The 21,623-nt window shown below is 68.3% G+C and carries 21 protein-coding genes; 13 read left to right on the forward strand and 8 right to left on the reverse strand.

Annotated features, from left to right (window positions below):
* Position 1 precedes the first annotated feature (1 nt).
* Positions 2 to 733 carry a transporter substrate-binding domain-containing protein gene (locus CFB50_RS07145; protein ID WP_089445376.1) on the forward strand — a complete coding sequence of 244 codons (732 nt, stop codon included), beginning with the start codon at positions 2 to 4 and terminating at the stop codon, positions 731 to 733.
* Here the strand turns inward: CFB50_RS07145 and CFB50_RS40495 are convergent.
* The 4 genes from CFB50_RS40495 to CFB50_RS07160 are packed head-to-tail and all read right to left on the reverse strand — an operon-like array spanning position 681 to position 3,146.
* Positions 681 to 890 carry an FAD-dependent monooxygenase gene (locus tag CFB50_RS40495; RefSeq protein ID WP_373452952.1) on the reverse strand — a complete coding sequence of 70 codons (210 nt, stop codon included), beginning with the start codon at positions 888 to 890 and terminating at the stop codon, positions 681 to 683. The genes CFB50_RS07145 and CFB50_RS40495 overlap by 53 nt on opposite strands.
* Positions 891 to 1,958: a maleylacetate reductase gene (locus CFB50_RS07150; protein WP_089445377.1), complete on the reverse strand. Its 1,068-nt coding sequence runs from the start codon at positions 1,956 to 1,958 to the stop codon at positions 891 to 893.
* A gap of 7 nt (positions 1,959 to 1,965) precedes the next feature.
* A complete protein-coding gene (locus tag CFB50_RS07155; RefSeq protein WP_089445378.1) occupies positions 1,966 to 2,268 on the reverse strand; it encodes a Dabb family protein in 303 nt (100 codons plus the stop codon).
* A complete protein-coding gene (locus CFB50_RS07160) occupies positions 2,265 to 3,146 on the reverse strand; it encodes an intradiol ring-cleavage dioxygenase (RefSeq protein ID WP_089445379.1) in 882 nt (293 codons plus the stop codon). The genes CFB50_RS07155 and CFB50_RS07160 overlap by 4 nt, the downstream gene beginning before the upstream one ends.
* 118 nt (positions 3,147 to 3,264) lie before the next feature.
* Here CFB50_RS07160 and CFB50_RS07165 point away from each other — a divergent pair, with 118 nt between their 5' ends.
* The 6 genes from CFB50_RS07165 to CFB50_RS07190 all read left to right on the forward strand — a co-directional run bounded on the left by CFB50_RS07165 (position 3,265) and on the right by CFB50_RS07190 (position 9,771).
* A complete protein-coding gene (locus tag CFB50_RS07165; RefSeq protein ID WP_089445380.1) occupies positions 3,265 to 4,188 on the forward strand; it encodes a LysR family transcriptional regulator in 924 nt (307 codons plus the stop codon).
* Positions 4,189 to 4,434: 246 nt separating this feature from the next.
* Complete coding sequence (locus CFB50_RS07170) at positions 4,435 to 4,563, forward strand: transporter (RefSeq protein ID WP_373452953.1); 129 nt, start codon at positions 4,435 to 4,437, stop codon at positions 4,561 to 4,563.
* Between the two features lie 282 nt (positions 4,564 to 4,845).
* Positions 4,846 to 6,936, forward strand: coding sequence for a TonB-dependent receptor (locus tag CFB50_RS07175; protein ID WP_089445381.1), 2,091 nt, complete (start codon positions 4,846 to 4,848; stop codon positions 6,934 to 6,936).
* Positions 6,936 to 7,733, forward strand: a complete 798-nt coding sequence (locus tag CFB50_RS07180) for an ABC transporter ATP-binding protein (protein ID WP_089445382.1) — start codon at positions 6,936 to 6,938, stop codon at positions 7,731 to 7,733. Before CFB50_RS07175 ends, CFB50_RS07180 begins: the two co-directional genes overlap by 1 nt.
* 5 nt (positions 7,734 to 7,738) lie before the next feature.
* The gene (locus CFB50_RS07185; protein ID WP_373452946.1) at positions 7,739 to 8,734 is read left to right on the forward strand and encodes an ABC transporter substrate-binding protein; all 996 of its coding nucleotides are present in this window, start codon (positions 7,739 to 7,741) and stop codon (positions 8,732 to 8,734) included.
* Positions 8,731 to 9,771 carry a FecCD family ABC transporter permease gene (locus tag CFB50_RS07190; RefSeq protein WP_179254156.1) on the forward strand — a complete coding sequence of 347 codons (1,041 nt, stop codon included), beginning with the start codon at positions 8,731 to 8,733 and terminating at the stop codon, positions 9,769 to 9,771. Before CFB50_RS07185 ends, CFB50_RS07190 begins: the two co-directional genes overlap by 4 nt.
* 50 nt (positions 9,772 to 9,821) lie before the next feature.
* On the opposite strand, the gene CFB50_RS07195 is transcribed toward CFB50_RS07190, so the two are convergent.
* Together CFB50_RS07195 and CFB50_RS07200 are read right to left on the reverse strand one after the other, a co-directional pair.
* Positions 9,822 to 11,198, reverse strand: coding sequence for an ATP-binding protein (locus CFB50_RS07195; protein WP_089445384.1), 1,377 nt, complete (start codon positions 11,196 to 11,198; stop codon positions 9,822 to 9,824).
* Positions 11,199 to 11,924 carry a response regulator gene (locus CFB50_RS07200; RefSeq protein ID WP_046545396.1) on the reverse strand — a complete coding sequence of 242 codons (726 nt, stop codon included), beginning with the start codon at positions 11,922 to 11,924 and terminating at the stop codon, positions 11,199 to 11,201.
* 246 nt (positions 11,925 to 12,170) lie between these two features.
* Here CFB50_RS07200 and CFB50_RS07205 point away from each other — a divergent pair, with 246 nt between their 5' ends.
* The 3 genes from CFB50_RS07205 (at position 12,171) to CFB50_RS07215 (ending at position 14,041) form a co-directional block, all read left to right on the forward strand.
* Entirely contained in the window at positions 12,171 to 12,917 is a 747-nt protein-coding gene (locus CFB50_RS07205; protein WP_069247699.1) for a MipA/OmpV family protein, read from the forward strand.
* 220 nt (positions 12,918 to 13,137) lie between these two features.
* The gene (locus CFB50_RS07210) at positions 13,138 to 13,467 is read left to right on the forward strand and encodes a hypothetical protein (RefSeq protein ID WP_089445385.1); all 330 of its coding nucleotides are present in this window, start codon (positions 13,138 to 13,140) and stop codon (positions 13,465 to 13,467) included.
* 61 nt (positions 13,468 to 13,528) lie between these two features.
* Positions 13,529 to 14,041 carry a hypothetical protein gene (locus CFB50_RS07215; protein WP_256978770.1) on the forward strand — a complete coding sequence of 171 codons (513 nt, stop codon included), beginning with the start codon at positions 13,529 to 13,531 and terminating at the stop codon, positions 14,039 to 14,041.
* A gap of 31 nt (positions 14,042 to 14,072) precedes the next feature.
* Here the strand turns inward: CFB50_RS07215 and CFB50_RS07220 are convergent, their stop codons facing one another.
* Both CFB50_RS07220 and CFB50_RS07225 read right to left on the reverse strand, forming a co-directional pair.
* Positions 14,073 to 15,302, reverse strand: coding sequence for a transglycosylase SLT domain-containing protein (locus CFB50_RS07220; RefSeq protein WP_089445386.1), 1,230 nt, complete (start codon positions 15,300 to 15,302; stop codon positions 14,073 to 14,075).
* 409 nt (positions 15,303 to 15,711) lie between these two features.
* Positions 15,712 to 16,872 (reverse strand): porin, encoded by a 1,161-nt coding sequence (locus CFB50_RS07225; protein ID WP_089445387.1) that lies wholly within the window; start codon positions 16,870 to 16,872, stop codon positions 15,712 to 15,714.
* Between the two features lie 565 nt (positions 16,873 to 17,437).
* On the opposite strand from CFB50_RS07225, the gene CFB50_RS07230 reads away from it, so the two are divergent.
* Genes CFB50_RS07230 through CFB50_RS07240 form a run of 3 tightly spaced genes read left to right on the forward strand, consistent with a single transcriptional unit; the run spans position 17,438 to position 21,574 of the window.
* Positions 17,438 to 17,947 carry a sigma-70 family RNA polymerase sigma factor gene (locus tag CFB50_RS07230; RefSeq protein ID WP_089445388.1) on the forward strand — a complete coding sequence of 170 codons (510 nt, stop codon included), beginning with the start codon at positions 17,438 to 17,440 and terminating at the stop codon, positions 17,945 to 17,947.
* Positions 17,948 to 17,950: 3 nt separating this feature from the next.
* Positions 17,951 to 18,937 (forward strand): FecR domain-containing protein, encoded by a 987-nt coding sequence (locus CFB50_RS07235; RefSeq protein WP_089445389.1) that lies wholly within the window; start codon positions 17,951 to 17,953, stop codon positions 18,935 to 18,937.
* A gap of 54 nt (positions 18,938 to 18,991) precedes the next feature.
* A complete protein-coding gene (locus CFB50_RS07240) occupies positions 18,992 to 21,574 on the forward strand; it encodes a TonB-dependent siderophore receptor (protein ID WP_089445390.1) in 2,583 nt (860 codons plus the stop codon).
* The last annotated feature ends 49 nt before the right edge of the window (positions 21,575 to 21,623 follow it).

Below are 21,623 nucleotides of genomic sequence, written 5' to 3' on the forward strand. Positions count from 1 at the left end.
CATGAAGGTAAGGATTGCGTACCTCGAGGAGCCGCCGTTCTACTGGACCGGAGAAGACGGTTCCGTGACCGGCGCGGATATCGAACTGGCCGAAGTGGTGCTGCGCGCGATCGGCGTGACGGAAATCGAATATCACCCGACATCGTTCGACGCGCTGCTGCCGGGCGTGCAGGCCGGGCGCTGGGACATGAACGTGCCGATCTTCGTGACGGCCGAACGGGCGCGGCACGTGACGTTCAGCGTTCCGGTATGGGCGATCGGCGACGGATTCTTGCTGCAGGCCGGCAATCCGAAGCGGTTGACGAGCTACGCGGCCATCGCGGCTCGCAGCGATGCGCGGCTGGCGTGCGTGACCGACCAGGTGCAGATCGATTCAGCCAGGGCGGCCGGTGTGAGCGACGGTCAGATCGTCATCTTCAAGGATCAACCCGATGCGGTGGCTGCGGTGCTTGCAGGGCAGCTCGACGCGTTCGCGAGCACGGCGATCGGGGCCCGCGCGGTCGCCGACACGGACGCGCGGCTGGAGGCCGTGTCGCACGCGCGTGATGCGGGGGCGGCGGTACCTGTCGGCGGGTTTTCGTTCAGCCAGAACAGCGGGCCGCTTGTACAGGCCGTGAACACGAAGCTTCGCGCGTATCTCGGCTCGGCCGATCACCGCGAGCGAATGGCGAAGTACGGCTTCACGCGTGCGGAAATCGACGGCGCAATCGAGAACGGCGGCGCGAAGTCGTAATGCCGCGCGCGGTGCCGACCGTCCGCACGGCCGACACCGCATAGGGCGTCGGCCAGCGTTCGAGGACGATCACGCGATGGCGGGCGCAGCCCAGCATCGATGCGGCGACGAGGCCGGTCGGGCCGTAGCCGACGATGGCGACGTCACTGTGTTCGATTCAGCGCGCGGTCGAGCCGGGCAGGTTGCCGTCGAAGGCGTCCTGCAGCAGCGCGCGCAGGCCGTCGCGTTCGATCGGGCGCGGGTTCCAGTACGGATTGGCGGCCGCGAGATCGGCGGCGCGATCGAGGTCGGCTTCTTGCATGCCGATCGCCTTCAACGAGACCGGCGCGCCGTTGTCGAGTGCCAGTGCGTAGAGGCCGCGTGCGGCGTCGTTCGTGCCGATCGCGCGGGCGATCCGCTGCATCGCGTCCGGCGCGTGTGCGGCGTTGTACGCGAGCGCATGCGGCAGCACGACCGTGTGGGTCGGCGCGTGCGGCAGGTTGAAGCTGCCGCCGAGCGTATGACAGAGCTTGTGGTGCAGCGCCATGCCGACGTTGCCGAGCACCATGCCGCACAGCCACGCGCCGTAGAGCGCGTCGCTGCGCGCGTCGAGATCGGCAGGGTTGCGCCGCACGCCGGGCAGGCCGCGCGCGAGCGCGCGAATGCCTTCTTCGGCCACGAGGCTCATCACCGGATTCGCGTTGTTCGCGTAGAGGCCTTCCGCCGCGTGCGCGATCGCATTGAGGCCGCTCGTCACCGACAGCCCGACGGGCAGCGTGACGGTGAGCGCGGGGTCGTAGATTACCGTCTTCGGCAACACGCGAGCGTCGGAGCCCGTGCGCTTGAGGCCGCCTTCGGTCAGGCCGTAGATCGGCGTCATCTCGCTGCCGGCGTACGTCGTCGGAATCGCGAGGATCGGCAGGCTGCTTTCGAGCGCGATCGCCTTGCCGAGGCCGATCGTCGAACCGCCGCCGATCGCGATCGCGCAGTCGGCATGGCACGACCTGGCGAACGCCTGTGCATCGCGGGCGATCTCGATCGGTACATGCATCGTCGCGCGATCATACAGCCCGGCCGCGCGCGCGCCGAGCCGTTCGACGATGCGTTGCGCGAGGTCGCGCTGCTCCGGCGTGCAGAGCACGATCGCGCGTTGCGCGCCCAGTTCCAGCACTTCGCGTTCGAGATGCGCGAGGCTGCCTGCGCCGAAGATCACGCGGGCGGGGCGGGCCTGGTAGATGAAGTTCATGGCGTCGTTACTCCGTTGCGTAGTCGACTTGATGCCGCGCAATGCGCACGCCCGTCAGTGCGTCGCGTACCCGTGCGTGTTCAGGATGCGTCGCGTAAGCGTCGAGTGCTTCGCGCGACGCGAAGTCGGCGACGAGAATCAGGTCGCACGCGTAGTCGGCCGCGCTGAAATCCGCGCCGACCTCGAGGTGCGTCATGCCCGGAATCCGGCCGCGCAGGCTTTCGAAGGCGGTCTTGACGGTGGTGCGTGCCGCCGCGCGCTCGGGTTCGCTCGCGCCGGCGACGTTCCACATCACGACGTGGCGGATCATGCGGCGCGCTCCGCGGGATTGAGCACGAAGTCGTAATCGAGCGTGTAGAACGGCGTGTCCATGCGCGAGCCGTCCGGCGCGATGCCGGGCGCGTGCCGGACCCAGTCGGCGACGAGCGTCGACCGTACGCCGAACACCGCATCGGAGTCGAGATAGCGGTCGCCGTCGCGGAACACGTGCGTGATCAGCGTTTCGTAGCCGCGCGCCTCGATCATGAAGTGCAGGTGCGCGGGTCGCCACGGATGACGGCCGAGCGCGTCGAGCATCGCGCCGACGGGGCCGTCGTGTGGAATCGGATACGGCTCGGCGAGGATCGAGCGGAATGCGTAGCGGCCGTCGGCATCGGTGCGCAGCCGGCCGCGCGCGCGGTGCGTGACCGAGCCGTCGTCGGCCGGAAGCTGCACGTCGTAGTGCCCGTCCTCGTCGGCTTGCCAGACTTCCAGCGAGGCGTGCGCGATCGGCAGGCCGTCGATGCCGCGCACGTGGCCCGACACGAAGCAGGGCTCGCCGCAAGCGCCGTTCGCGATGTCGTCGAACATCCCGAAGTCGCGGCTGCCTTCGACGTAGAACGGGCCGAATACGGTCGCCTCCGTGCAGCCGGCCGGCTTCGCGTGATTCTGCGCGGTGACGAGGGTCGACAGCCCGAGCACGTCGGACAGCAGGATGAACTCCTGGCGCTTGTCGTCGGTGATGTGGCCCACGGCCGTCAGGAAGCCGATCGCGCGTTGCCATTCGGCCTCGGTGAGCTTCGTCTCCCGTGCAAACGAGTGCAGGTGCTGGACGAGGCTGGTCATCACCGTGCGCAACCGCTCGTCGCGACAGCCGCCCAGCGACGCGATCACGGCCTGTGTGATGGTGTCTTCGTTGAGATTGCGCATAGGGGGTGTCTCCTGATGTCGTTGGATAGCGCGTTGACGTAACATTAATTCCGCCTTGGATCGAAAAAAAGAGGGTTTGGAGGAGTTTTGTTCTCCGCCAGGTGGAAGAATCGAACGCATGGACAAGTGGACGCAGATCGAATTTTTCGTACAGGTCGCCGAGCTGGGCAGCCTGTCGAAGGCCGCCGAGCGGCTCGGGATGTCGAGCGCGGCGGCGAGCCGCTGCCTGAATGCGCTGGAGGAGCGGCTGGGCGCGCGGCTCGTCGAGCGCACCACGCGGCGCCTGTGGCTGACCGACGCGGGGCACGAATATCACCGGCGTTGTGTCGCGATCCTGATGGAACTGTCGGAGGCCGATGCGGCGGTCAACGAAGCGAGCGTCAATCCGGCCGGCACGCTGCGCGTGACTGCGTCGGTATCGTTCGCGTCGATCTATATCGCACCTGCGTTGCCCGAGTTTCATCGGCGCTACCCGAACCTGAACGTGCAGATCGTCGCAGCGAACCGCTATCCGGATTTCATCGAGGCCGGCATCGACGTGGCGATCCGCACGCGCGAGCATGAAGCGGATTCGGGCATTACCGTGCGCAGGCTCGCCGAGACGCGGCGCGTGCTGGCCGCGTCGCCCGGGTATCTGGCGAAGCACGGCGCGCCGGCGACGCCCGATGCGCTGTGCGACCACCGGCTGCTGGTGTACAACCTCGCGAACGATCCGTACGTCCTGCATTTCCGCCACGGCGCGAAGAAGCAGTCGGTCACGATCAAGAGCGTGCTCGACGCGAACGAAGGGCAGGTGATCCGCGCCGCGGCGCTTGCCGGGCTCGGCATCCTGATCCAGCCGCTCTATATCATTCACGACGATATCGTCGCGGGGAAGCTGGTGCCGGTGCTCACCGACTGGCAACTGCCGGCGCTCACCGTCAACATCGCGTACCAGAGCCGCCGTCACCAGCCGGCGAAGATCCGTGTGTTCACCGAGTTCCTGATCGAGCGCTTCGAACGCCTCGGGCTCGCGCGCAAATGGAAGGAAGTCGGCCGCTGATCGCAGGCCGGCGCTGCGCCGTCGCGTATTTCTCCGTGTGACGGAGAACTGTTCTCCCGAACGTCGTCTTTTTCGCCGCTGTCGTGCGCTTTACATTGCGTCTCCCAGTCGCGGCCCGGAAACCAAGTCGGCTGACGTACGGCAGGAACGCATACGTGTTCAGCCCGGTGTTCGCGATCCGGTTCACCGCATACGCAGGACGGCGTCAAGGTCGCGCCGGACGGCTTTCGCGGGCAATCGGTCGCGATCGGTCCGCAGCTTCGCTACATGTGGGGGCCGGCGTCGGGCGTGGTCGTGAAATACCAGCACGAGTTCGCAGTGCGCAACCGGCCGCAGGGCGACAAGTTGTGGGTGCAGTTCAGTTTCCCGGTGTAGGCGCGGCGTACGGCCCCGGCCGAACACACCCCCGCCGGGACAACCTGACAAAATCCTGACGAATCAAGATGATATATTGTATCATCTGAGGTTTGCGCCACCGTCGGGCCGGGCTGCCTGGCACGGCCGCGTGCGACGCCACCATCCGAAGATCGATACGACGTGACGAAAACCAGACACACCCCGGCGCGCGGGGAGCGGCACCACGCCGCGTCGCGCCGGAACGCCGACGCCTGGCGCGTTCGGGCGGCACGCGGCTGCACGACCCTGCTGGGTTGCGCGATGGCGACCACCGGCGCGTGGGCTGCCGAAGTGGCCGCACCCGCACCGGACGAGCGGCATGCGCTGCCGGCGATCAACGTCAGCGCGCAGTCCGCACCGGCCGACCCGCTGACGCAACCGCTCGAAACGGGCTCGCGGCTCGGGCTCGCGAGTCTCGACACGCCCGCGAGCGTCGAGACGGTCACGGCCGACACGATCGACGCGCGCGGCGATCGCACGGTGCTCGACGCGGTGACGCGCACCGCGGGGTTCTCGAGTGCGATGGCGCCGGGCACCGGTGGCACCGCATTGAGCGTGCGCGGCTTCAGCGGGCAGGAATCGGTGATGACGCTGCTCGACGGCGTGCGGCTGATGCCGGCTGCCGGCACGATCACGTTCCCGTTCGATACGTGGTCGGTCGAGCGCATCGAGGTGCTGCGCGGCCCGGCGTCGGTGCTGTACGGCGAAGGGGCGATCGGCGGCGTCGTGAACGTGGTGCCGAAGCGGCCGCAGCGCACGCGCGAGACGACGCTGCAGGTCGGTGTCGGCCTGGATGGTGCGAAGCGCGCCGCGTTCGATACGACGGGCGCGCTCGGCCCGCGGCTGTCGTATCGCTTCCATGCAAGCGATGCGCGCGCGAACGGTCTCGCCGAGCGGGCCGACACGCATACGACGGCCGTCGGCGGCGCGCTGAAGTTCGACGTGAGCCCGACGCTCACGCTGACGCTCGACTTCGACTATGGCCGCCAGATGCCGGCGACCTACTATGGCGTGCCGGCGCCGAACGGCGTGCTCGATCCGTCGCTGCGCAAGGTCAACTACAACGTCGCCGATGCGACGATGTCCTACTACGACCAGTGGACGCGCCTGTCGGCCAGCTACCGGCCGACGGCCGGAGTGACGATCGACAACCAGCTCTACTACCTGACGTCGAACCGCCAGTGGCGCAATGCCGAATCGTATGCGCTCGATGCCGTGACGGGTCTCGTCACGCGCAGCGACTATCTCGACATCGGCCACCACCAGCGGCAGATCGGCGATCGGCTGAGCGCACGCTTCGACGGCACGCTGTTCGGCCGCGCGAACCGCTTCGTCGTCGGCACGGAATTCAGCCAGATCACGTTCAGCGGCACCAACAATTCGCCGTACGGCGGCGAATCGACGGTGCCCGTGCACGGCTTCGATCCCGGCGTGTTCACGAGCCCCGACCCGACGGTGCCGCAGTTCAGCACGCGCGCGCGGCAGGCCGCCGTGTTCGCCGAGAACCGGCTCGAAGTGCTGCCGCGGCTCGCGTGGGTGAGTGGCCTGCGCTACGACCACATCGCGTTCAGCCGCGAGCAGGCGGCAACCGGCGCGGGCTTCGACAAGCGTTTCGCGAACGTCGGCTGGCGCACGGGCTTCGTGTTCGAGGTCGCGCCGACGCTCAGCGCGTATGCGCAGTACACGACGGGCGCGGAGGGCCTCGGCTCGCTCGTGACGCTGTCCGCTTCGCAGGCGAGCTACCGGCTCGCGACCGGCGAACAGTGGGAAGCCGGTGTCAAGCAGACGCTGCTCGACGGCCGCGCGTACTGGACGGTCGCCGTGTACGACATCACGAAGCGCAACCTGCTGAGCACCGACCCGTTCAATCCCGCACTGCGCCAGCAGGTCGGCCAGCAATCGTCGCGCGGCATCGAGCTGACGGGCGGCGCGCGGCTGCCGCACGGCTGGACGGTCGATGCGAACGTCGCGCTGCTGCGCGCGCGCTACGACGAATTCAACCAGAAGGTCGGCAGCGCGACGGTGTCGCGCGCCGGCAATGCGCCGGCCAACGTGCCGCAGCAGACGGCGAACCTGTGGCTCGGCTGGGCGTTTGCCGAGCGCTGGCAGGCGAACGCGGGCGTGCGCTACGTCGGCGCGACGTACGGCGACGACGCGAACCGCGTGCAGGTGCCGTCGTACACGGTGTTCGACGCGTCGCTGCGTTGGCAGCCGACGTCGCGCACGGAGCTGGCGCTGTATTTGCGCAACCTCGCGAACCGAACGTATGCGGTGACGACGTCGAACGGCGGCGAGCAATGGCTGCTCGGCCCGTCGCGCTCGGCGGAGCTCGTCGCGACGATGCGCTTCTGATGGGGCACGGCGCGACTCCCGTGACGCACATGCTCGACATCGAACGCGTGAGCTGGTCTCCCGGCGGGGCGATCACCGTGCTCGACTCGGTGACGTTGAGCGTGGCCGAAGGCGAGTTCGTCGGGCTGGTCGGCCCGAACGGCAGCGGCAAGACGAGCCTGCTGCGCTGCGTGTTCCGTTACGCGCGGCCCGATGCCGGCCGCGTCGCGCTCGATGCGCACGACGTGTGGCGCATGCGGCCGCGCGCGGTCGCGCAGCGCATCGCGGTGCTGCAGCAGGAGACGCCGGACGATTTCGGGCTGACGGTCGATGAACTGGTCGGCATGGGGCGCACGCCGCACCAGCGGCCGTTCGATGCGGAGACGGCGAGCGATCGCCGGATCGTCGAATCCGCGCTGCACGACGTCGGCCTGGTCGAGCGCCGTGCGCAACGTTTCGCGTCGCTGTCGGGCGGCGAGAAGCAGCGCGCGCTGCTGGCCCGCGCACTCGCTCAGCAGCCCGAACTGCTGCTGCTCGACGAACCGACCAACCATCTCGACCTGCGCCATCAGCTCGAATTGCTCGCGCGCGTGCGGCGCCTCGGCATCGCGACGCTCGCCACGATTCACGACCTCAATCTCGCGGCCGCATATTGCGACCGGCTCCACGTGCTCGCGCACGGCAGGGTCGTCGCATCGGGCGTGCCGGCCGACGTGCTGACCGAAGCGCTGCTGCGCGACGTGTTCGGCGTCGCCGCGCTCGTCGATCGCCATCCCGTCACGGGCCGGCCGCGCATCACGCCGCTTCATCCGGAATGACCGCCATGCCGTTTCCTGTCTTGCCCTCCGCTTTGTCGCCTGTATTCCGCCGGCTGCTTGCCGCGACCGTGCTCGGCTGCGCGGCCGCGCATGCGGGCGCCTATCCCGTCACTGTGCGCAGTTGCGATCGCGACGTGACGTTCGAGCGCGCGCCGACGCGTGCGGTGAGCAACGACGTGAACCTGACCGAGATGATGCTCGTGCTCGGCCTGAAGGACCGGCTCGTCGGCTACACCGGGGTCGGCGGCTGGAAGACGGGCACCGCGCGCGTGCGCGATGCGCTGCGCGGCGTGCCCGAACTGGCGAGCCAGTATCCGTCGCTCGAGGTGCTGGCGGCCGCGCGCGCCGACTTCTATCTCGCGGGCTGGAACTACGGGATGCATGTCGGCGGCCCGGTGACGCCCGCGACGCTCGCGCCGTTCGGCATCCGTGCGTACGAGCTGACCGAATCGTGTTCGCACGTGATGAAGCAGGCGGCCGCGTCGTTCGACGACGTGTTCCGCGACCTGAACAATCTCGGCCGGATCTTCGGTGTCGACGCGCGCGCCGCGCAGGTCGTCGCGTCGATGCGCACGCGTCTCGCGGCGGTGGCGCGCACGATCGGGCATCCGGAGCCGCTGCGCGTGTTCGTCTACGACAGCGGCACCGACAAGCCGATGACGGCCGGCGGGCTCGCGATGCCGAGCGCACTGCTGGCGGCGGCCGGCGCGCGCAACGTGATGGCCGACCTGCCGCGCAGCTGGACGCAGGTGAGCTGGGAAAGCGTGGTCGCGCGCGATCCGCAGGTGATCGTGATCGTCGACTATTCGGCCGTGACGGCCGCGCAGAAGCAACAGTTCCTGCTGAGCCAGCCGTCGCTCGCACGGGTGGCCGCGATCCGCGACCGGCGCTTCATCGTGATTCCGTACGATGCGGCGACGCCGGGCCCCGAGAACGTCGCGGCCGTCGAGACGCTGGCGCGCGCGCTGTATCCGGCCGCGTTCGCCGGGCCGGCGCGATGAGCGTGCACGTGCGTGCAGCGCGGCCCGGCATGCGCGTGGTGCTGCCGGCGCTGGCGCTGCTGTTGATCGTGTCGATCGTCGCGTCGGCCGCGTTCGGGCCGGCGCCGATCGCGATGCCGGCGGCGGTGCGCATCGTCGCCATGCACCTCGTGTCGGTATTCGGCGACGCCGACGCGTTCGCGGCGGGGGCGGGCGACGACAGCATCGTCTGGTTGATCCGGATGCCGCGCGCGCTGCTTGCCGCGATCGTCGGCGCGACGCTGGCGGCGGTCGGCGTGGCGTTGCAGGCCGCGACCGCGAACCGCCTGGCCGATCCGCACCTGCTCGGCGTGAGCGCGGGGGCGATGTTCGGCGCCGTCGCGGTCACCGTGATGGCCGGTGCGGCATTCGGCCCGTTCACGCTGTCGGCTGCCGCGTTCGCGGGCGCGCTCGCGGCGACCGCCTGCGTCGTCGCGCTCGCTTACCGGCGCGGCCGGCTCGAATCGGACCGGCTGCTGCTCGCGGGCGTATCGGTGTCGTTCATGATGGCCGCGTTCGGCAACCTGCTGCTGTATCTCGGCGACCAGCGCGCCGCGTCGTCGGTGCTGTTCTGGATGCTCGGCGGGGTCGGGCTTGCGCGCTGGGATCTGCTGCCGGTGCCGGCCGTATGCGCGGCGCTCGCCAGCGGCGCGTTGTACGCACGCCGGCGCGAACTGAATGCGCTGATGTCGGGCGATGTGGCCGCGGCTGCGCTCGGCGTGCCGAGCGCGCGGATGCGGCGCGAGGTGTTCGTCGTCGCGTCGTTCGCGACGGGCGCGATGGTGGCGGTGAGCGGGGCGATCGGCTTCGTCGGGCTCGTGACGCCGCATCTGTGCCGTCGCGTCGTCGGCGCCGAGCATGGCAGGCTGCTGCCGGTGGCCGCGCTGACGGGCGCGATCCTGCTCGTCTGGGCCGATGTGGCCGCCCGCACGCTCGCGGCGCCGGAGGATCTGCCGATCGGGATCGTGACCGCGATGTTCGGCAGCCTGTTCTTCGTCGCGCTGCTGCGCCGCCGCTGAGCGGCGCGCAGGTCAGGCGAGGGCGGCCGGGGCGCCTCCTGCCGCGCGCTTCATTGACGCGGGATGGCCATGCCGGGGCTGCCGCCGAACGCGTCGGCATGCGCGAGGGTATCCGGCAAGTCGAACAGGTTGTCCGGCAATGACAGCGCGGGCAGCGTGATCACGAAGCGTGCGCCGCCGAGCGGTGAATCCTCGAGCCGCACGTCGCCGCCATGCACCTGCGCGACGCGTCGCACGATCGCGAGCCCGAGCCCGAAGCCGCCGGTCTGCCGGTCGCGGCTGGAGTCGAGCCGCTGGAACGGTTCGAACACGCGGGCGCGTTCGGCGGCCGGAATGCCGGGGCCATCGTCGTCGACGCTCAACACGAGCGCGCCGGACGCGTTGCGCTCGGCGGCGAGCAGCACCGTGCGCGACGCGTAGCGCGCGCCGTTGCGGATCAGGTTCAGCAATGCGCGGGCGACCAGCTTCGGGTCGCACACGTGGGTCGCGGGCGCGCCGAGCGCCGACACGTCGAGCGTGATGCCGCGATCGACGATGTCGTTCGCGACGTTGCCGGCGACGCTGTCGATCAGCGCGTCGACGACGACTTCCATCGGCGCGAGCTGGCTCGCGCCCTGTTCGAGCCGGCCGATCGTCAGCAGCTCGGTGACGAGCTCGTCGAGTTCGCGCACGTCGCGCCGCAGCGCGTCGCGGCGTTCGCGCATCCGTCCCGTTTCGTCAGGCTCGGCGAGCAGCGCGAGCCCGAATTCGAGCCGCGCGAGCGGCGTCTTCAGTTCGTGCGAGATGCCGTGCATCATTTCGCGCTGCTGCTTGATCGACGCCTCGATGCGCTCGGCCATGTCGTTGAACTGCTGCGACAACTCGTAGATGTTCGACTTGCCGGACAGCTTCACGCGCGTCGACAGCGTACCGGCGCCGAATGCGCGTGCGGCTTCCTGCAGCCTGCGCAGGTCGCGCCAGTGATAGTGAATCCACAGCACCACCGCGAACAGCGTGCTGAGCGCGAGCAGCATGTACGCATAGATCCTGATGTCGAGATCGGAGGCTTCGATCGGCCGCGCATGCAGGACCGTACCGTCCGCAAGCGGCATGTAGTAATCCTTGCCGTTATAGCTGATCGCAATTCGGCCGGCATTGAGATCGCGCAGCGGCGCGCCGCTCAATTGCGCACGGGCGGCGGTCATCGACAGGAAGCCGAACCCTTCGTTGCCGTGTCTCGCGAGCTCGCGCAGCGCGAGCTCGCGCTGTGCGCCCGGATGGCGTTCGAGGTAGTCGTTGAGCACGAACGCATAAGTCGTCAACGAGTCGCGCTGCGCCTGCACGCTGCGATCGTAGAAGATCCGGTCGAACGACAGCTGGATGAACAGGATCGACGCGGCGACGAACAGGATCACGACGAGGTACAACCGAATCAATGGGCGGAGCATTTATTCGTCCCACGCGGAAGGGCTGAACAGGTAGCCGCGGCCCCAGATCGTCTTGATCTTGTGCGGCTCCGACGACGCATCCTCGAAGCGGCGGCGCAGCTTCGAGATGCCGGAATCGACCGAGCGGTCGAGTCCGTCGAACTCGATCCCGCGCAGCTGCTTCAGGATGTCGTCGCGGCTCAGCACGGTGCCGGCCGCGCGCGCGAGGATCAGCAGCAGGTTGAATTCGGCGGTCTTCAGGTCGACCGGCTCGCCGCGCCACGTGACCGTGCGGTTCGGCGGCGAGATCGCCAGTTCACCGAACACGAGCGCTTCGGGCGCGGCCACCGGCGCTTCCGCGGCGGCCGGCTGCGCACGACGCAGCAGCGCGCGGGCCCGGGCGACCAGCACGCGCGGTTCGATCGGCTTCGTCACGTAGTCGTCGGCGCCCGTCTCGAGGCCCGCGACCTGGTCGTAGACGTCCAGGCGCGCAGTCAGGATCAGCACGGGGACGTTGGTGAACGCGCGGATGCGCCGGCAGACTTCCATGCCGTCGAGATTCGGCAGCATCAGGTCGAGTATCACGAGGGCCGGCTGGTGCTCGCGCACCGCGGCGACGGCGAGGTCGCCGCGTCGTACGACCGTCACCGCGAATTCATAACCGTCGAGGTATTCACGGACGAGCTGCGCCAGGCGGTCGTCGTCCTCGATCAGCAGTACGCGGTATTTGAGCGGATCTTCGTTCATGGTCTCCTCAATATGCACGCGCCATTTCACACCCGGGCAGGCCGGTGTGCGGCGCGGCACGCGAATTCTATCCGGCGCATCGAAGGCCGGGGGAGCGGGGCGACAATCTCGAACAATCGAACACAATTGAGCACAGATTCTCCGAATATTCAGGACAGTCGCGGCGCAAGGCGGCACCTAGACTGCGGGCTCCGTCACTCTTATCCCAATATTGTGCGCCCAATACTTCGCCGCTACCGCTATTGCATGCCGCTCGCCGGCCTGACCCTTGCCGCCGCCGCCCACGCGGAAAACCAGTATTCGCTGTCGCTTGGTGGCGGTTTCGCGCCGCGCTACCCGGGCAGCAACCAGTCTCGCGGTGTCGTCGCGCCGGGTTTCTCCGCGAAGTTCGGCAATGGCTTCTTCATCGACAGCACCCAGGGCGCCGGCTACCGGCTGGACCTGCCGCATGGCGCGTTCGTGTCGGCGGCGGTGAGCTACGACGCGGGTCGAGCCGACGAGAACCGCTTCGACATGCCGGGCTCCGACTACCTGAAGGGCATGGGCCGGGTTCCGGGCTCGGTGCTGGTGGGCGTGCGCGCGGGCGTGACGCTGTTCAACGCGGCGGAACTGAGCGTCACGATCGACTCACCCGTGACGCACACGTCGCGCGGCGTGTCGGGGCACATGGACCTTGCAGTGCCGGTGTTCAAGACCGCGCAGCACGAGATCATCGTGACGGGCACCGTGCATGCGGGCTCGGGGCGCTATACGCAGACGTTCTACGGCGTGACCGATGCGCAGTCGATGACGAGCCGGTTCCGCCCGTATTCGACGAGCGGCGGGATCGACAGCGCGTCGATGGCGGTCGCGTGGAACTGGACGCTGTCGCAGCACTGGTCGGTGCTCGCGACCGGTGGCGTGACGCGGCTGCTCGGCCGCTACGGCGACAGCCCGATCGTCCAGTCGCGCAGCAACTACTACGCCATCGCGGGCGCGACCTACAAGTTCTGAGTGGATCGTCGCGGCACGCAGCGTGTGGCGCAGCCGGCATGCACGTGCCGTCACGCCGCGCGGCGTGCGGTAACATGCAGGCGGCTTCGGCGGCAGGCCGAACCCGCGGCTGCGGGCACGCGGAATCGGCGTGGCCCGGGCGCGCGGACCGAACATGCATGTAACGCCCGGTCGGCGGGAACGCCGCACAGGTTCCACCGGGCGCAACAGGGAGAATCCGATGAAGAAGACGATCGCGATGATGATGGCGCTGGTTGCGGGCGCAACGTTTGCGGGATGCACGGACATGAAGACGAAGAATGCGACCGCGGGCGGCATGGTGATGAATGGCGAGCCGGCACGCACGTCGCCCGCCTGCAAGGCAGACGCGGGGCCGGACGACGCGCTGGTCGGCAAGACCGAGGCCGACGCGGCGGCGCAACTGGACGGCTGCCTGTGGCGCGTGCTCGAGCGCGACGGCACGTCATTGCCGGGCACGATGGATTACCGGCAGGGACGCCGCAATCTCGGCATTCGCGACGGCAAGGTGATCTGGGTGCGGCGTGGGTGAGGGGGGCGGCGTGCGTGCGGGTACGCGGGTGAACGTCGTCGGCATGCGGGCGGTGTCCGGGATGGCCGCGTTTGCGAGGCTGTCGACGCAGACCAGGGCAGGGGCCCGCGCGCTGACACTGGCGGCGCTGGGCGTGCTCGGCATGCTGGCCGGATGCGAACGACATGACGGCGCAGCATCGCTGGCGCCTCGCACCGTTTGCGTCACCGGCTATAACGAGTACACCCGCAAGCTTCACGAGTTCTGGCTCGACAACGAACACAAGTCGGGATGCTTCGGCAATCCGTCCGCGCGGGAAGCCGGTGAAGCCTTCGGCGGTGGCGGCGGGTTCGCCTGCGGCTGCCAGGTCACGCCGGGGCAAACAGTGAAGCTCGCGTGGGTGTTCGCGCAGCCGCTGGACGAGATCGAGCGTGGCGTCCAGGCGGAGCACAAGACGATCGACGTGACGATTCCGCAGCCGGAATCGTCGACGTCGCGCTATCTGCGCGTGTATTTCAGGAAGAACGGCACGGCCGAACTGCAATGGGTGGATGACATGAACGCACCCAAATTGCCGCCGACCGTCGAGCAATGATCGCCGCGCGACGCGGGCGATCGGCGGTGCGCTACTTCGAGATGTACCACAGCGCATCCGCGCTGGCGCGCGACGGCTGAGCGGCTGCAGCCGGCACCTGGGCCGGCGCGGGCGGCGGCGTGTTCGACGTGATCGCGGTGGGCAGCGTGGCCGGAATGTTCGCGGTCGACGGCGAGGCCGTCGTGGTTCCCGACGTCGAAGGCGTATTCACGTACCACAGCGCATCGGCCGACGCCGTGCGTTTTACCGCGGTTGGCGTCGTTGCCGCCGGACTGGCTGCCGTATTCGCCACGGCATTCGCCGACTTCTTCGATCCCGTGGTGGCCGCAGCCGCGCCCCCCGTCCCGGCCTGCGCCGTCATCCCGGCGCCATTGCCCGCGCTACGCTGCGCGCGCGCCTCGAACGGCCCGAGCTGGAAGATCAACGTTTGCGCGGGACGCGTCAGGACGGCATACGGAAACTGCAACTCCCACGACATCAGCACGCGCCCGGACGACGTCTCGGTGAAGATCGCCGGCACGTGCTTCATGTCGCTGAACTGCACGTAGATCCGTGCGCCGTCGTCGAAGACTTGGGTCGGCTTCGCCTGGTCCGCACCCGTGACCGTCCATCCGAAGTTGTACGAGCCGGCCGGGCCGGCGGGGCCGCCCTGCGGCGGCGGAGGCGGCGGGGCCGACGAAATCGTGCGCGGACGCGTGACCTGCTGCGGGGCGGACACGCTCAGGCTCGCGAACGGGTTGTACGCCTGGGCCTGTTGCGGTGGCGTAAAGGACGGTGGAAGGATGGGCATGGGAGTATCCGGCGAATCCGGCATGGTCCGGATTGCATCATAGACCTTGCGCGCATACGCGAGGCGCTTGTCGGGCGATGCGGAGTTGTACGCGCCGATCGCGTTCCAGTTGGCGCCGAGCTGGCGAATGTTCTGCGACAGGATCCACGCGCCGACGTACGCGTTCGTGCAGGCATCGAACAGGCTCTCCCGCGTGATGCCTTCGCGCGCGAGCGTCGGCAGCCAGGTGCTGTTGATCTGCATCAGGCCGATGTCGACCGTGCCGTTCGTGTTGGTGTTGACGGCGTTCGGATTCATGCCCGACTCGACCTGCGCGATGCCGCGCATCAGGCTGACGCTCACGTGCTGGAACGCCGCCGCGTCGTCGAGACAATCGGCCCGCGCGACACCGTGCAGCGCGCACGACATCGCAATCGTCGCGGCGATTTTCAGCGTATCTCGGCTGATCGAACGGGTTGTCTGACGCGGCATGGCAGGATGGGGCGGAATCCGGCCGCCCGGTGCAAGGAAATTACGCAGACGCGAAGTGTGCCATAGCGCGCACGCAAATGGCTCGCGTCAAACTTTCCTTTGCATTTGCCCATGCGTTCGCCACACATTTTTATTGCGTCCGATAGCAGGGGGCGGTGAAGCTTTATCGGTAAAAATGGCCGGATTTTCGCGCAAATGCCGGCGTAGTGGGCGGCCGGAATACTGACGCGTCGCGTCATTCACTCGGGGAAATCGGTGCTGAATCAAACCGGATGGAAATCGCGCGGCAGTCGATATCCGGATTGAAAAGGGCGATGGAAAGGCGATCCGGAAACAAAGGCGGCCGCAGCCGCCGTATCGGTGAAAGCGGATTCGACCGGCCGCGCGGCGCGCAGCCGGCCGTCTCGCATCAGAAGCGGTGGCGCAGGCCGAGGTTGACCATCGTCTGCGAGCTCGTGCCCGCATAGCCGTACGAACCGATCGACGCCTGCGCGGCCATCGAGCCGCCCTTGCCGTCGCCGGTCTGGCCGCTTGCGTGCTGGTACGCGGCGGTCAGGTAGACGTCGGTGCGCTTCGACAGGTTGTAGTCCGCGCCGGCCGATACCTGGTGATAGGTCGCCGACGTGTCGCCGCCCGAGCGCGTGTAGCTGTAGCCGACGCCGACCAGCAGCGCGTTCGTTGCCTGGTAGTTCACGAAGCCTTGCCCCGTGTTGTAGTGCTCGTTCGAGCCGAACACCGAGCTTCCATCGCGGCGGTACTGCGCGTTGCTGTAGCCGAGGCCGACCGTGAACGGGCCGGCGACGTACTGGCCCGCGATGCGCGCGATGCCGATCGAATGCGCGCTCGCATAGCCGCTGTTGACCGGGCCGTCGAACGTGCCGTCGGACGAGCTGGTCCAGCCGCTGCGCTGGGTGTTCGACGCGGGGCTGTTGGTCGTGTGGAAGTAGCCGCCCGCGACGCTGAACGGCCCGTTGTTGTACGACACGGCGGCCGAATACGAATTCGCGGCGCCGGTGCTGCCGGCGATGCCGCCGAACGAGTACATCGCCGAGAACTGCAGGCCTGAATAGACGGCCGACGTGTACTTCACCGCGTTGTCGACGCGGAAGCTGTTGTCGTAGTTGTCGACGTCGCCCGCCGTCGCGAACACGCTGCCCAGATAGTTGTCGGCAGTGATGCCCTGCACGAGATCGATGAGCGGATCGTACTGGCGGCCGAACGTGAGCGTGCCGTAGCGGTCGCTCGTCAGGCCGACGAACGCCTGCCGGCCGAACATGCGGCCGCCCTGGCCCATCCGGCCGTTGCTCGGGTCGAAGCCGTTCTCGAGCTGGAACAGCGCCTTCAGCCCGCCGCCGAGATCCTCGGTGCCTTTCACGCCCCAGCGGCTGCCGGCCAGGTTGCCCGCGCTGCTGTTGCCGAGCATCCACGCGTTGTCCTTGCCCTGCGCATGGTTCACGTAGGTGATCGACGTGTCGATCACGCCGTACAGCGTGACGCTCGACTGCGCATGCGCGACGGATATCGCCGCGAATGACGCGATGGAAATCAGCGAGAGGGTCGTGCGTTTCATGTCATCTCCTTGCGCATTGGCTTGTGTTCGTGATCCGGAATGGCAGGAGACTACCGAGCCCGATTAAAACGGCAAAAATGAAATTCTCTTTTGTGGTCTGACGCAGACAGGGATGTCCTCCGATTTCCGAGATAGAGGGATTTGAATTGTTGAAAATTACGTATCAATCGACTGGACATTTCACGATTTAGCCATTGCGGCTTGCATATCTCGCGACAATTTCGGGCAATTCAGGGAGGAATTGGGATGGCCGGGATATTGTTATCGATCCGTCAAATAATTATTTAATGAATCGAATTGGCCGGGGTGTAATGAATGTGTTAATTACGCGGCGCGCGCGTCTGGCGACGGCCTCACGCTTGGGTGACTGATTCCTCGTCATTGGCGACGCGTGTGTGGAACGCCCTGCGTATGCCACGCCAGCGTGACCGACAGCACCGCGCTGCCCGCCAGCGCGCAGCCACCACGACTGAGCATCGAAACGCCGGTCGCCGATCTGGTTTTGTATATAATAATCATTCTCATTTACAAGATCGTTGACGCCTGCGCATCCCGGAACCCGGCCATGTCCGCTGACAAGCTGTCTCTCCATCGAGAAATCGACGCCCTCTACACCGGCCACCACGCGTGGCTGCGCGGCTGGTTGAGCCGGAAGCTCGGTTGCGCGCATCGCGCGGCCGATCTGGCGCACGACACGTTCATGCGCCTGCTTGCGCGCGACGAGCCGATCGGCGCCGACGAGCCGCGCGCGTTCCTGACGACGGTCGCGCAGCGCGTGCTGAGCAACCACTGGCGGCGCGAGCAGATCGAGCGCGCCTATCTCGACGCGCTCGCACTGCGCCCCGACGCGCATGCGCCGTCGCCGGAGGAGCGGGCCGTCGTGCTCGAGACGCTGCTCGAAATCGACCGTTTGCTCGACGGCCTGCCGCTCGCGGCGAAGCGGGCGTTCCTGCTCGCGCAGCTCGACGGGCTCACGCAGGCCGAGATCGCGCGCGAACTCGGCATGTCGCTGGCGACGGTGAAACGCTATCTCGTGAAGGCCGGCACGCAGTGCTTCTTCGCGATGGCGGCCTGACCGATGGCTGCCCCGGGAGCGCCGGCGGTGCCGCCGCAGGTGGCGCGGCGCGCGGTGGAATGGTGGGTCGACCGGCAGGCCGGCCGCACCGACGACGCGTTCGACGCCGCGCTCGCGCGCTGGCGCGCCGAGGATCCGGCGCACGACGCGGCATGGCGTCATATCGAAACGATGCAGCGCCGGTTCGGCGGGCTGGCGGCCGGGCTCGACCCGCAGGCCGCGCAGGCGGCGCTGCTGCCGCCGCGGGCGGGCCGCCGCCGCGCGGCCGTGAAGGCGCTGGCCGTGCTGCTGTGCGCGGGCGGTGCCGCATGGATGGCCGAACCCGCGCGGCGCGCAGCGATCTGGCCGGCGGACCTGCGCACGGCGGTCGGCGAGCGGCGCACGGTGACGCTCGCGGATCGCACGGTCGTCGTCCTCGATACCGACACGGCGCTCGACGTGCGCTTCGACGATACGGCGCGCCGCCTGCGCCTGCTGCGCGGCACGATCATGGTGACGAGCGGCCACGACGATCGCGTGCCCGCGCGGCCGCTGGTCGTCGCGACGGCGCAGGGCGAACTGCGCCCGCTCGGCACGCGCTTCGCGGTGCGGCAGCGCGATGGCGCGACCCGCGTCGAGGTGTTCGCCGGTGCCGTGCGCGTGCAGCCCGACGATGCGACGGCCGATGCACGCGTGATCGCGGCCGGGGAGGGCGCGGATTTCACGCGCGACACGATCGGTGCGCCGGCGCCGCTCGATGCGTATGCGTCCGCGTGGACGGGCGGCATGCTCGTCGCATCGCGCATGCGGCTGGCCGACCTCGTCGCCGAGCTCGACCGCTATCGCCGCGGCAGCCTGCGCTGCGATGCGGCCGTGGCCGACCTGCGCGTGTCGGGTACCTATCCGCTCGACGATCCCGCGCGCGTGCTCGACACGTTGAAGGCGACGCTGCCGATCGACGTTCACTACCTGACGCGCTACTGGGCGACGGTCGTGCCGGCCCGTTCGTGAGCGTTTCAAAAAATATTTCCACTGACCTGAGCTGTTTCTCGATGTTCGCGTGACATGGGTAATGAAAGCAGCACTGGCTCATCGTCCACCGACCTTCCGATCATGGTTTCCATCCGTCTCACGTATCGGCGCCGTCCGGCGCCTGCCCGACATCTGCCGCGCGCGTCGCGCCCGGCCGCACCGGCCGCGCCGGGTCGCCTCGCGCGCCGGCTGGCCGGCGCCGTCCTGGTGTCGGCGCTGCTGCCGCTGCCCGCGCTGGCCGACACCGACACCGACACCGAAGCGGCGCCGGCCGCGCAGCGCGCGGCACGCCGTGCGTTCGACATTCCGGCCGGCCCGCTCGAAGCGGCGCTGAACCGGTTCGGCCGCGATGAGGGCATCCTGCTCGCGTTTCCGGCCGAGCTGACGGCCGGCCTGACGAGCAGCGGCGTGCAGGGGCGCTTCGACGTCGACGGCGCGCTCGACCGCCTGCTCGCGGGCACGGGGCTCGTCGCGTTGCGCCAATCGGGCGGCGGTTACACGCTCAAGCGCGCGGACGGTTCAGTCGCACGTCCCGCGGGGGCAGGCGTCGCGGCGGGCGCCGAGTTGCCCGCGATCAATGTGCGCACCAGCGCGCTACGCGCCGAAAGCTATCGCGCGCCGAAGGAGGCGGGCGTGCTGCGTTCCGAGATCCCGCTGCTCGACACCGCGCAGGCCGTCAACATCGTGCCCGCGCAGGTATTGCGCGACCAGCGCCCGCGCAACCTGGACGACGCGCTCGGCAACGTCAGCGGCATCACGCAGGGCAACACGCTCGCGGGCACGCAGGACACGATCATGAAGCGCGGCTTCGGCGGCAACCGCGACGGCTCGATCATGCAGAACGGGATGCCGCTCGTGCAGGGGCGCGCATTCAACGCGGCGGTCGACAGCGTCGAGGTGCTGAAGGGGCCGACGTCGCTGCTGTACGGGCTGATGGACCCGGGCGGCGTCGTCAACGTCGTCACCAAGCAGCCGCAGCTCAAGCGCTACAACGCGATCTCGCTCGGCGCGTCGACGTTCGGGCACGGCAAGAACGGCGGCAGCGCGACCTTCGATTCGACCGGGCCGGTCGGTGATTCGCGGCTCGCGTACCGGCTGATCGTCGACCAGTCGAACGAGCAGTACTGGCGCAACTTCGGCGAATACCGGCAGACCTTCGTCGCGCCGTCGCTCGCGTGGTATGGCCGCGATACGCAGGTCGCGGTGTCCTACCAGTACCGCAAATTCCATACGCCGTTCGATCGTGGCACCGCGCTCGACCCGCGCACCAACGCGCCGCTCGACATTCCCGCACGGCGGCGCATCGACGAGCCGTTCAACAACATGGACGGCGAATCGCACCTCGCGCAGGTGAGCGTCGATCACCAGTTCAACGCGGACTGGAGCGCGCATTTCGGTTACAGCTACAACCGCGAGACCTACGACGCGAACCAGTTGCGCACGACGGGCGTCGATCCGGTGAAGGGCACGATGACGCGCAGCAACGACGCAACGCACGGCTCGCTCAGCACCGACAGCTACGGGATCGGCTACGTGAACGGCAAGCTGATGCTGGGCGGGATGCGGCACGACGTGCAGATCGGCTTCGATACCGAATACCGCCGCATCTACCGCAAGGACATGCTGCGGCAGGCCGTGAAGACGCCGTTCAACTATCTCGATCCTGTCTACGGGCTGCTGCCGCCGTCGAGCACGGTGTCGGCGAGCGACAGCGACCAGACCGACACGCTGCACGATGCGTCCGCGTTCGTGCAGGACACGATCCACCTGACCGACAAGTGGATCGTGTCGGGCGGGTTGCGCTACATCACGTACAACCAGGTCGCGGGGCGCGGCCGGCCGTTCGTCGCGAACACCGATCTCAGCGGCTCGAAGTGGTTGCCGCGCGCGGGCGTCGTCTACAAGTGGACCGACACGTTCTCGCTGTACGGCAGCTATTCGCAATCGCTGAAGCCGTCGTCGTCGATCGCGCCGATGACGGGCTACATCATCGACGGCGCGACGCCGCCCGAGGAAGCGACCGCGTGGGAAGTGGGTGGCAAGCTCGACCTGCCGGGCGGCATGACGGGCACGCTCGCGTTCTTCAACATCGACAAGAAGAACGTGCTCGTGTCGCAGTACAACGACGCGACCAAGCTGACCGACTGGCGCACGTCGGGCAAGGCGCGCTCGCGCGGGATCGAGCTCGACGTGTCGGGCAAGATCGGCGAGCGCGTGAACGTGATCGCGAGCTATGCATACATCGACGCGAAGACGACCGAGGATCCGCTGTATGCGGGCAACCAGCTGTGGAACGTCGCGCGTCACACCGCGTCGCTCGCGGCCGTCTACGACTTCGGCACGGTGGTGGGCGGCGACGACCTGCGCATCGGCGCGGACATGCGCTACGTCGGTGCGCGGCCCGGCGATTCGGCGAACAGCTTCACGCTGCCGTCGTACGTGCTCGCCGACGCGTTCGCGACCTACGACACGCGGATCGGCAAGCAGAAGCTGTCGTTCCAGCTCAACGTGAAGAACCTCTTCAATCGCACCTATTACCCGTCGAGCGCGAACCGTTACTTCGTCGCGATCGGCGATGCGCGACAGGTGTCGCTGCTCACCACGCTGCAGTTCTGACCACGCAATCGCCGCGCGGCCGTCACGGCGGCGCGCGGCTTCGGAGAAG

The sequence above is a fragment of the Burkholderia sp. AU33423 genome (genome assembly GCF_002223135.1).
GTDB classification, from domain to species: Bacteria; Pseudomonadota; Gammaproteobacteria; order Burkholderiales; family Burkholderiaceae; genus Burkholderia; species Burkholderia lata_D.

What these genes read in the sequence shown, in the direction of transcription:
- CFB50_RS07205 (WP_069247699.1), top strand. Translation starts at nt 12,171, where the DNA reads ATGCCGCTCGCCGGCCTGACCCTTGCCGCCGCCGCCCACGCGGAAAAC.
- CFB50_RS07180 (WP_089445382.1), top strand. Translation starts at nt 6,936, where the DNA reads ATGGGGCACGGCGCGACTCCCGTGACGCACATGCTCGACATCGAACGC.
- CFB50_RS07240 (WP_089445390.1), top strand. Translation starts at nt 18,992, where the DNA reads ATGGGTAATGAAAGCAGCACTGGCTCATCGTCCACCGACCTTCCGATC.
- CFB50_RS07215 (WP_256978770.1), top strand. Translation starts at nt 13,529, where the DNA reads ATGGCCGCGTTTGCGAGGCTGTCGACGCAGACCAGGGCAGGGGCCCGC.
- CFB50_RS07145 (WP_089445376.1), top strand. Translation starts at nt 2, where the DNA reads ATGAAGGTAAGGATTGCGTACCTCGAGGAGCCGCCGTTCTACTGGACC.
- CFB50_RS07195 (WP_089445384.1), bottom strand. Translation starts at nt 11,198, where the DNA reads ATGCTCCGCCCATTGATTCGGTTGTACCTCGTCGTGATCCTGTTCGTC.
- CFB50_RS07225 (WP_089445387.1), bottom strand. Translation starts at nt 16,872, where the DNA reads ATGAAACGCACGACCCTCTCGCTGATTTCCATCGCGTCATTCGCGGCG.
- CFB50_RS07185 (WP_373452946.1), top strand. Translation starts at nt 7,739, where the DNA reads ATGCCGTTTCCTGTCTTGCCCTCCGCTTTGTCGCCTGTATTCCGCCGG.
- CFB50_RS07165 (WP_089445380.1), top strand. Translation starts at nt 3,265, where the DNA reads ATGGACAAGTGGACGCAGATCGAATTTTTCGTACAGGTCGCCGAGCTG.
- CFB50_RS07155 (WP_089445378.1), bottom strand. Translation starts at nt 2,268, where the DNA reads ATGATCCGCCACGTCGTGATGTGGAACGTCGCCGGCGCGAGCGAACCC.
- CFB50_RS07150 (WP_089445377.1), bottom strand. Translation starts at nt 1,958, where the DNA reads ATGAACTTCATCTACCAGGCCCGCCCCGCCCGCGTGATCTTCGGCGCA.
- CFB50_RS07235 (WP_089445389.1), top strand. Translation starts at nt 17,951, where the DNA reads ATGGCTGCCCCGGGAGCGCCGGCGGTGCCGCCGCAGGTGGCGCGGCGC.
- CFB50_RS07220 (WP_089445386.1), bottom strand. Translation starts at nt 15,302, where the DNA reads ATGCCGCGTCAGACAACCCGTTCGATCAGCCGAGATACGCTGAAAATC.
- CFB50_RS07200 (WP_046545396.1), bottom strand. Translation starts at nt 11,924, where the DNA reads ATGAACGAAGATCCGCTCAAATACCGCGTACTGCTGATCGAGGACGAC.
- CFB50_RS07160 (WP_089445379.1), bottom strand. Translation starts at nt 3,146, where the DNA reads ATGCGCAATCTCAACGAAGACACCATCACACAGGCCGTGATCGCGTCG.
- CFB50_RS07210 (WP_089445385.1), top strand. Translation starts at nt 13,138, where the DNA reads ATGAAGAAGACGATCGCGATGATGATGGCGCTGGTTGCGGGCGCAACG.
- CFB50_RS07230 (WP_089445388.1), top strand. Translation starts at nt 17,438, where the DNA reads ATGTCCGCTGACAAGCTGTCTCTCCATCGAGAAATCGACGCCCTCTAC.
- CFB50_RS07190 (WP_179254156.1), top strand. Translation starts at nt 8,731, where the DNA reads ATGAGCGTGCACGTGCGTGCAGCGCGGCCCGGCATGCGCGTGGTGCTG.
- CFB50_RS07175 (WP_089445381.1), top strand. Translation starts at nt 4,846, where the DNA reads ATGGCGACCACCGGCGCGTGGGCTGCCGAAGTGGCCGCACCCGCACCG.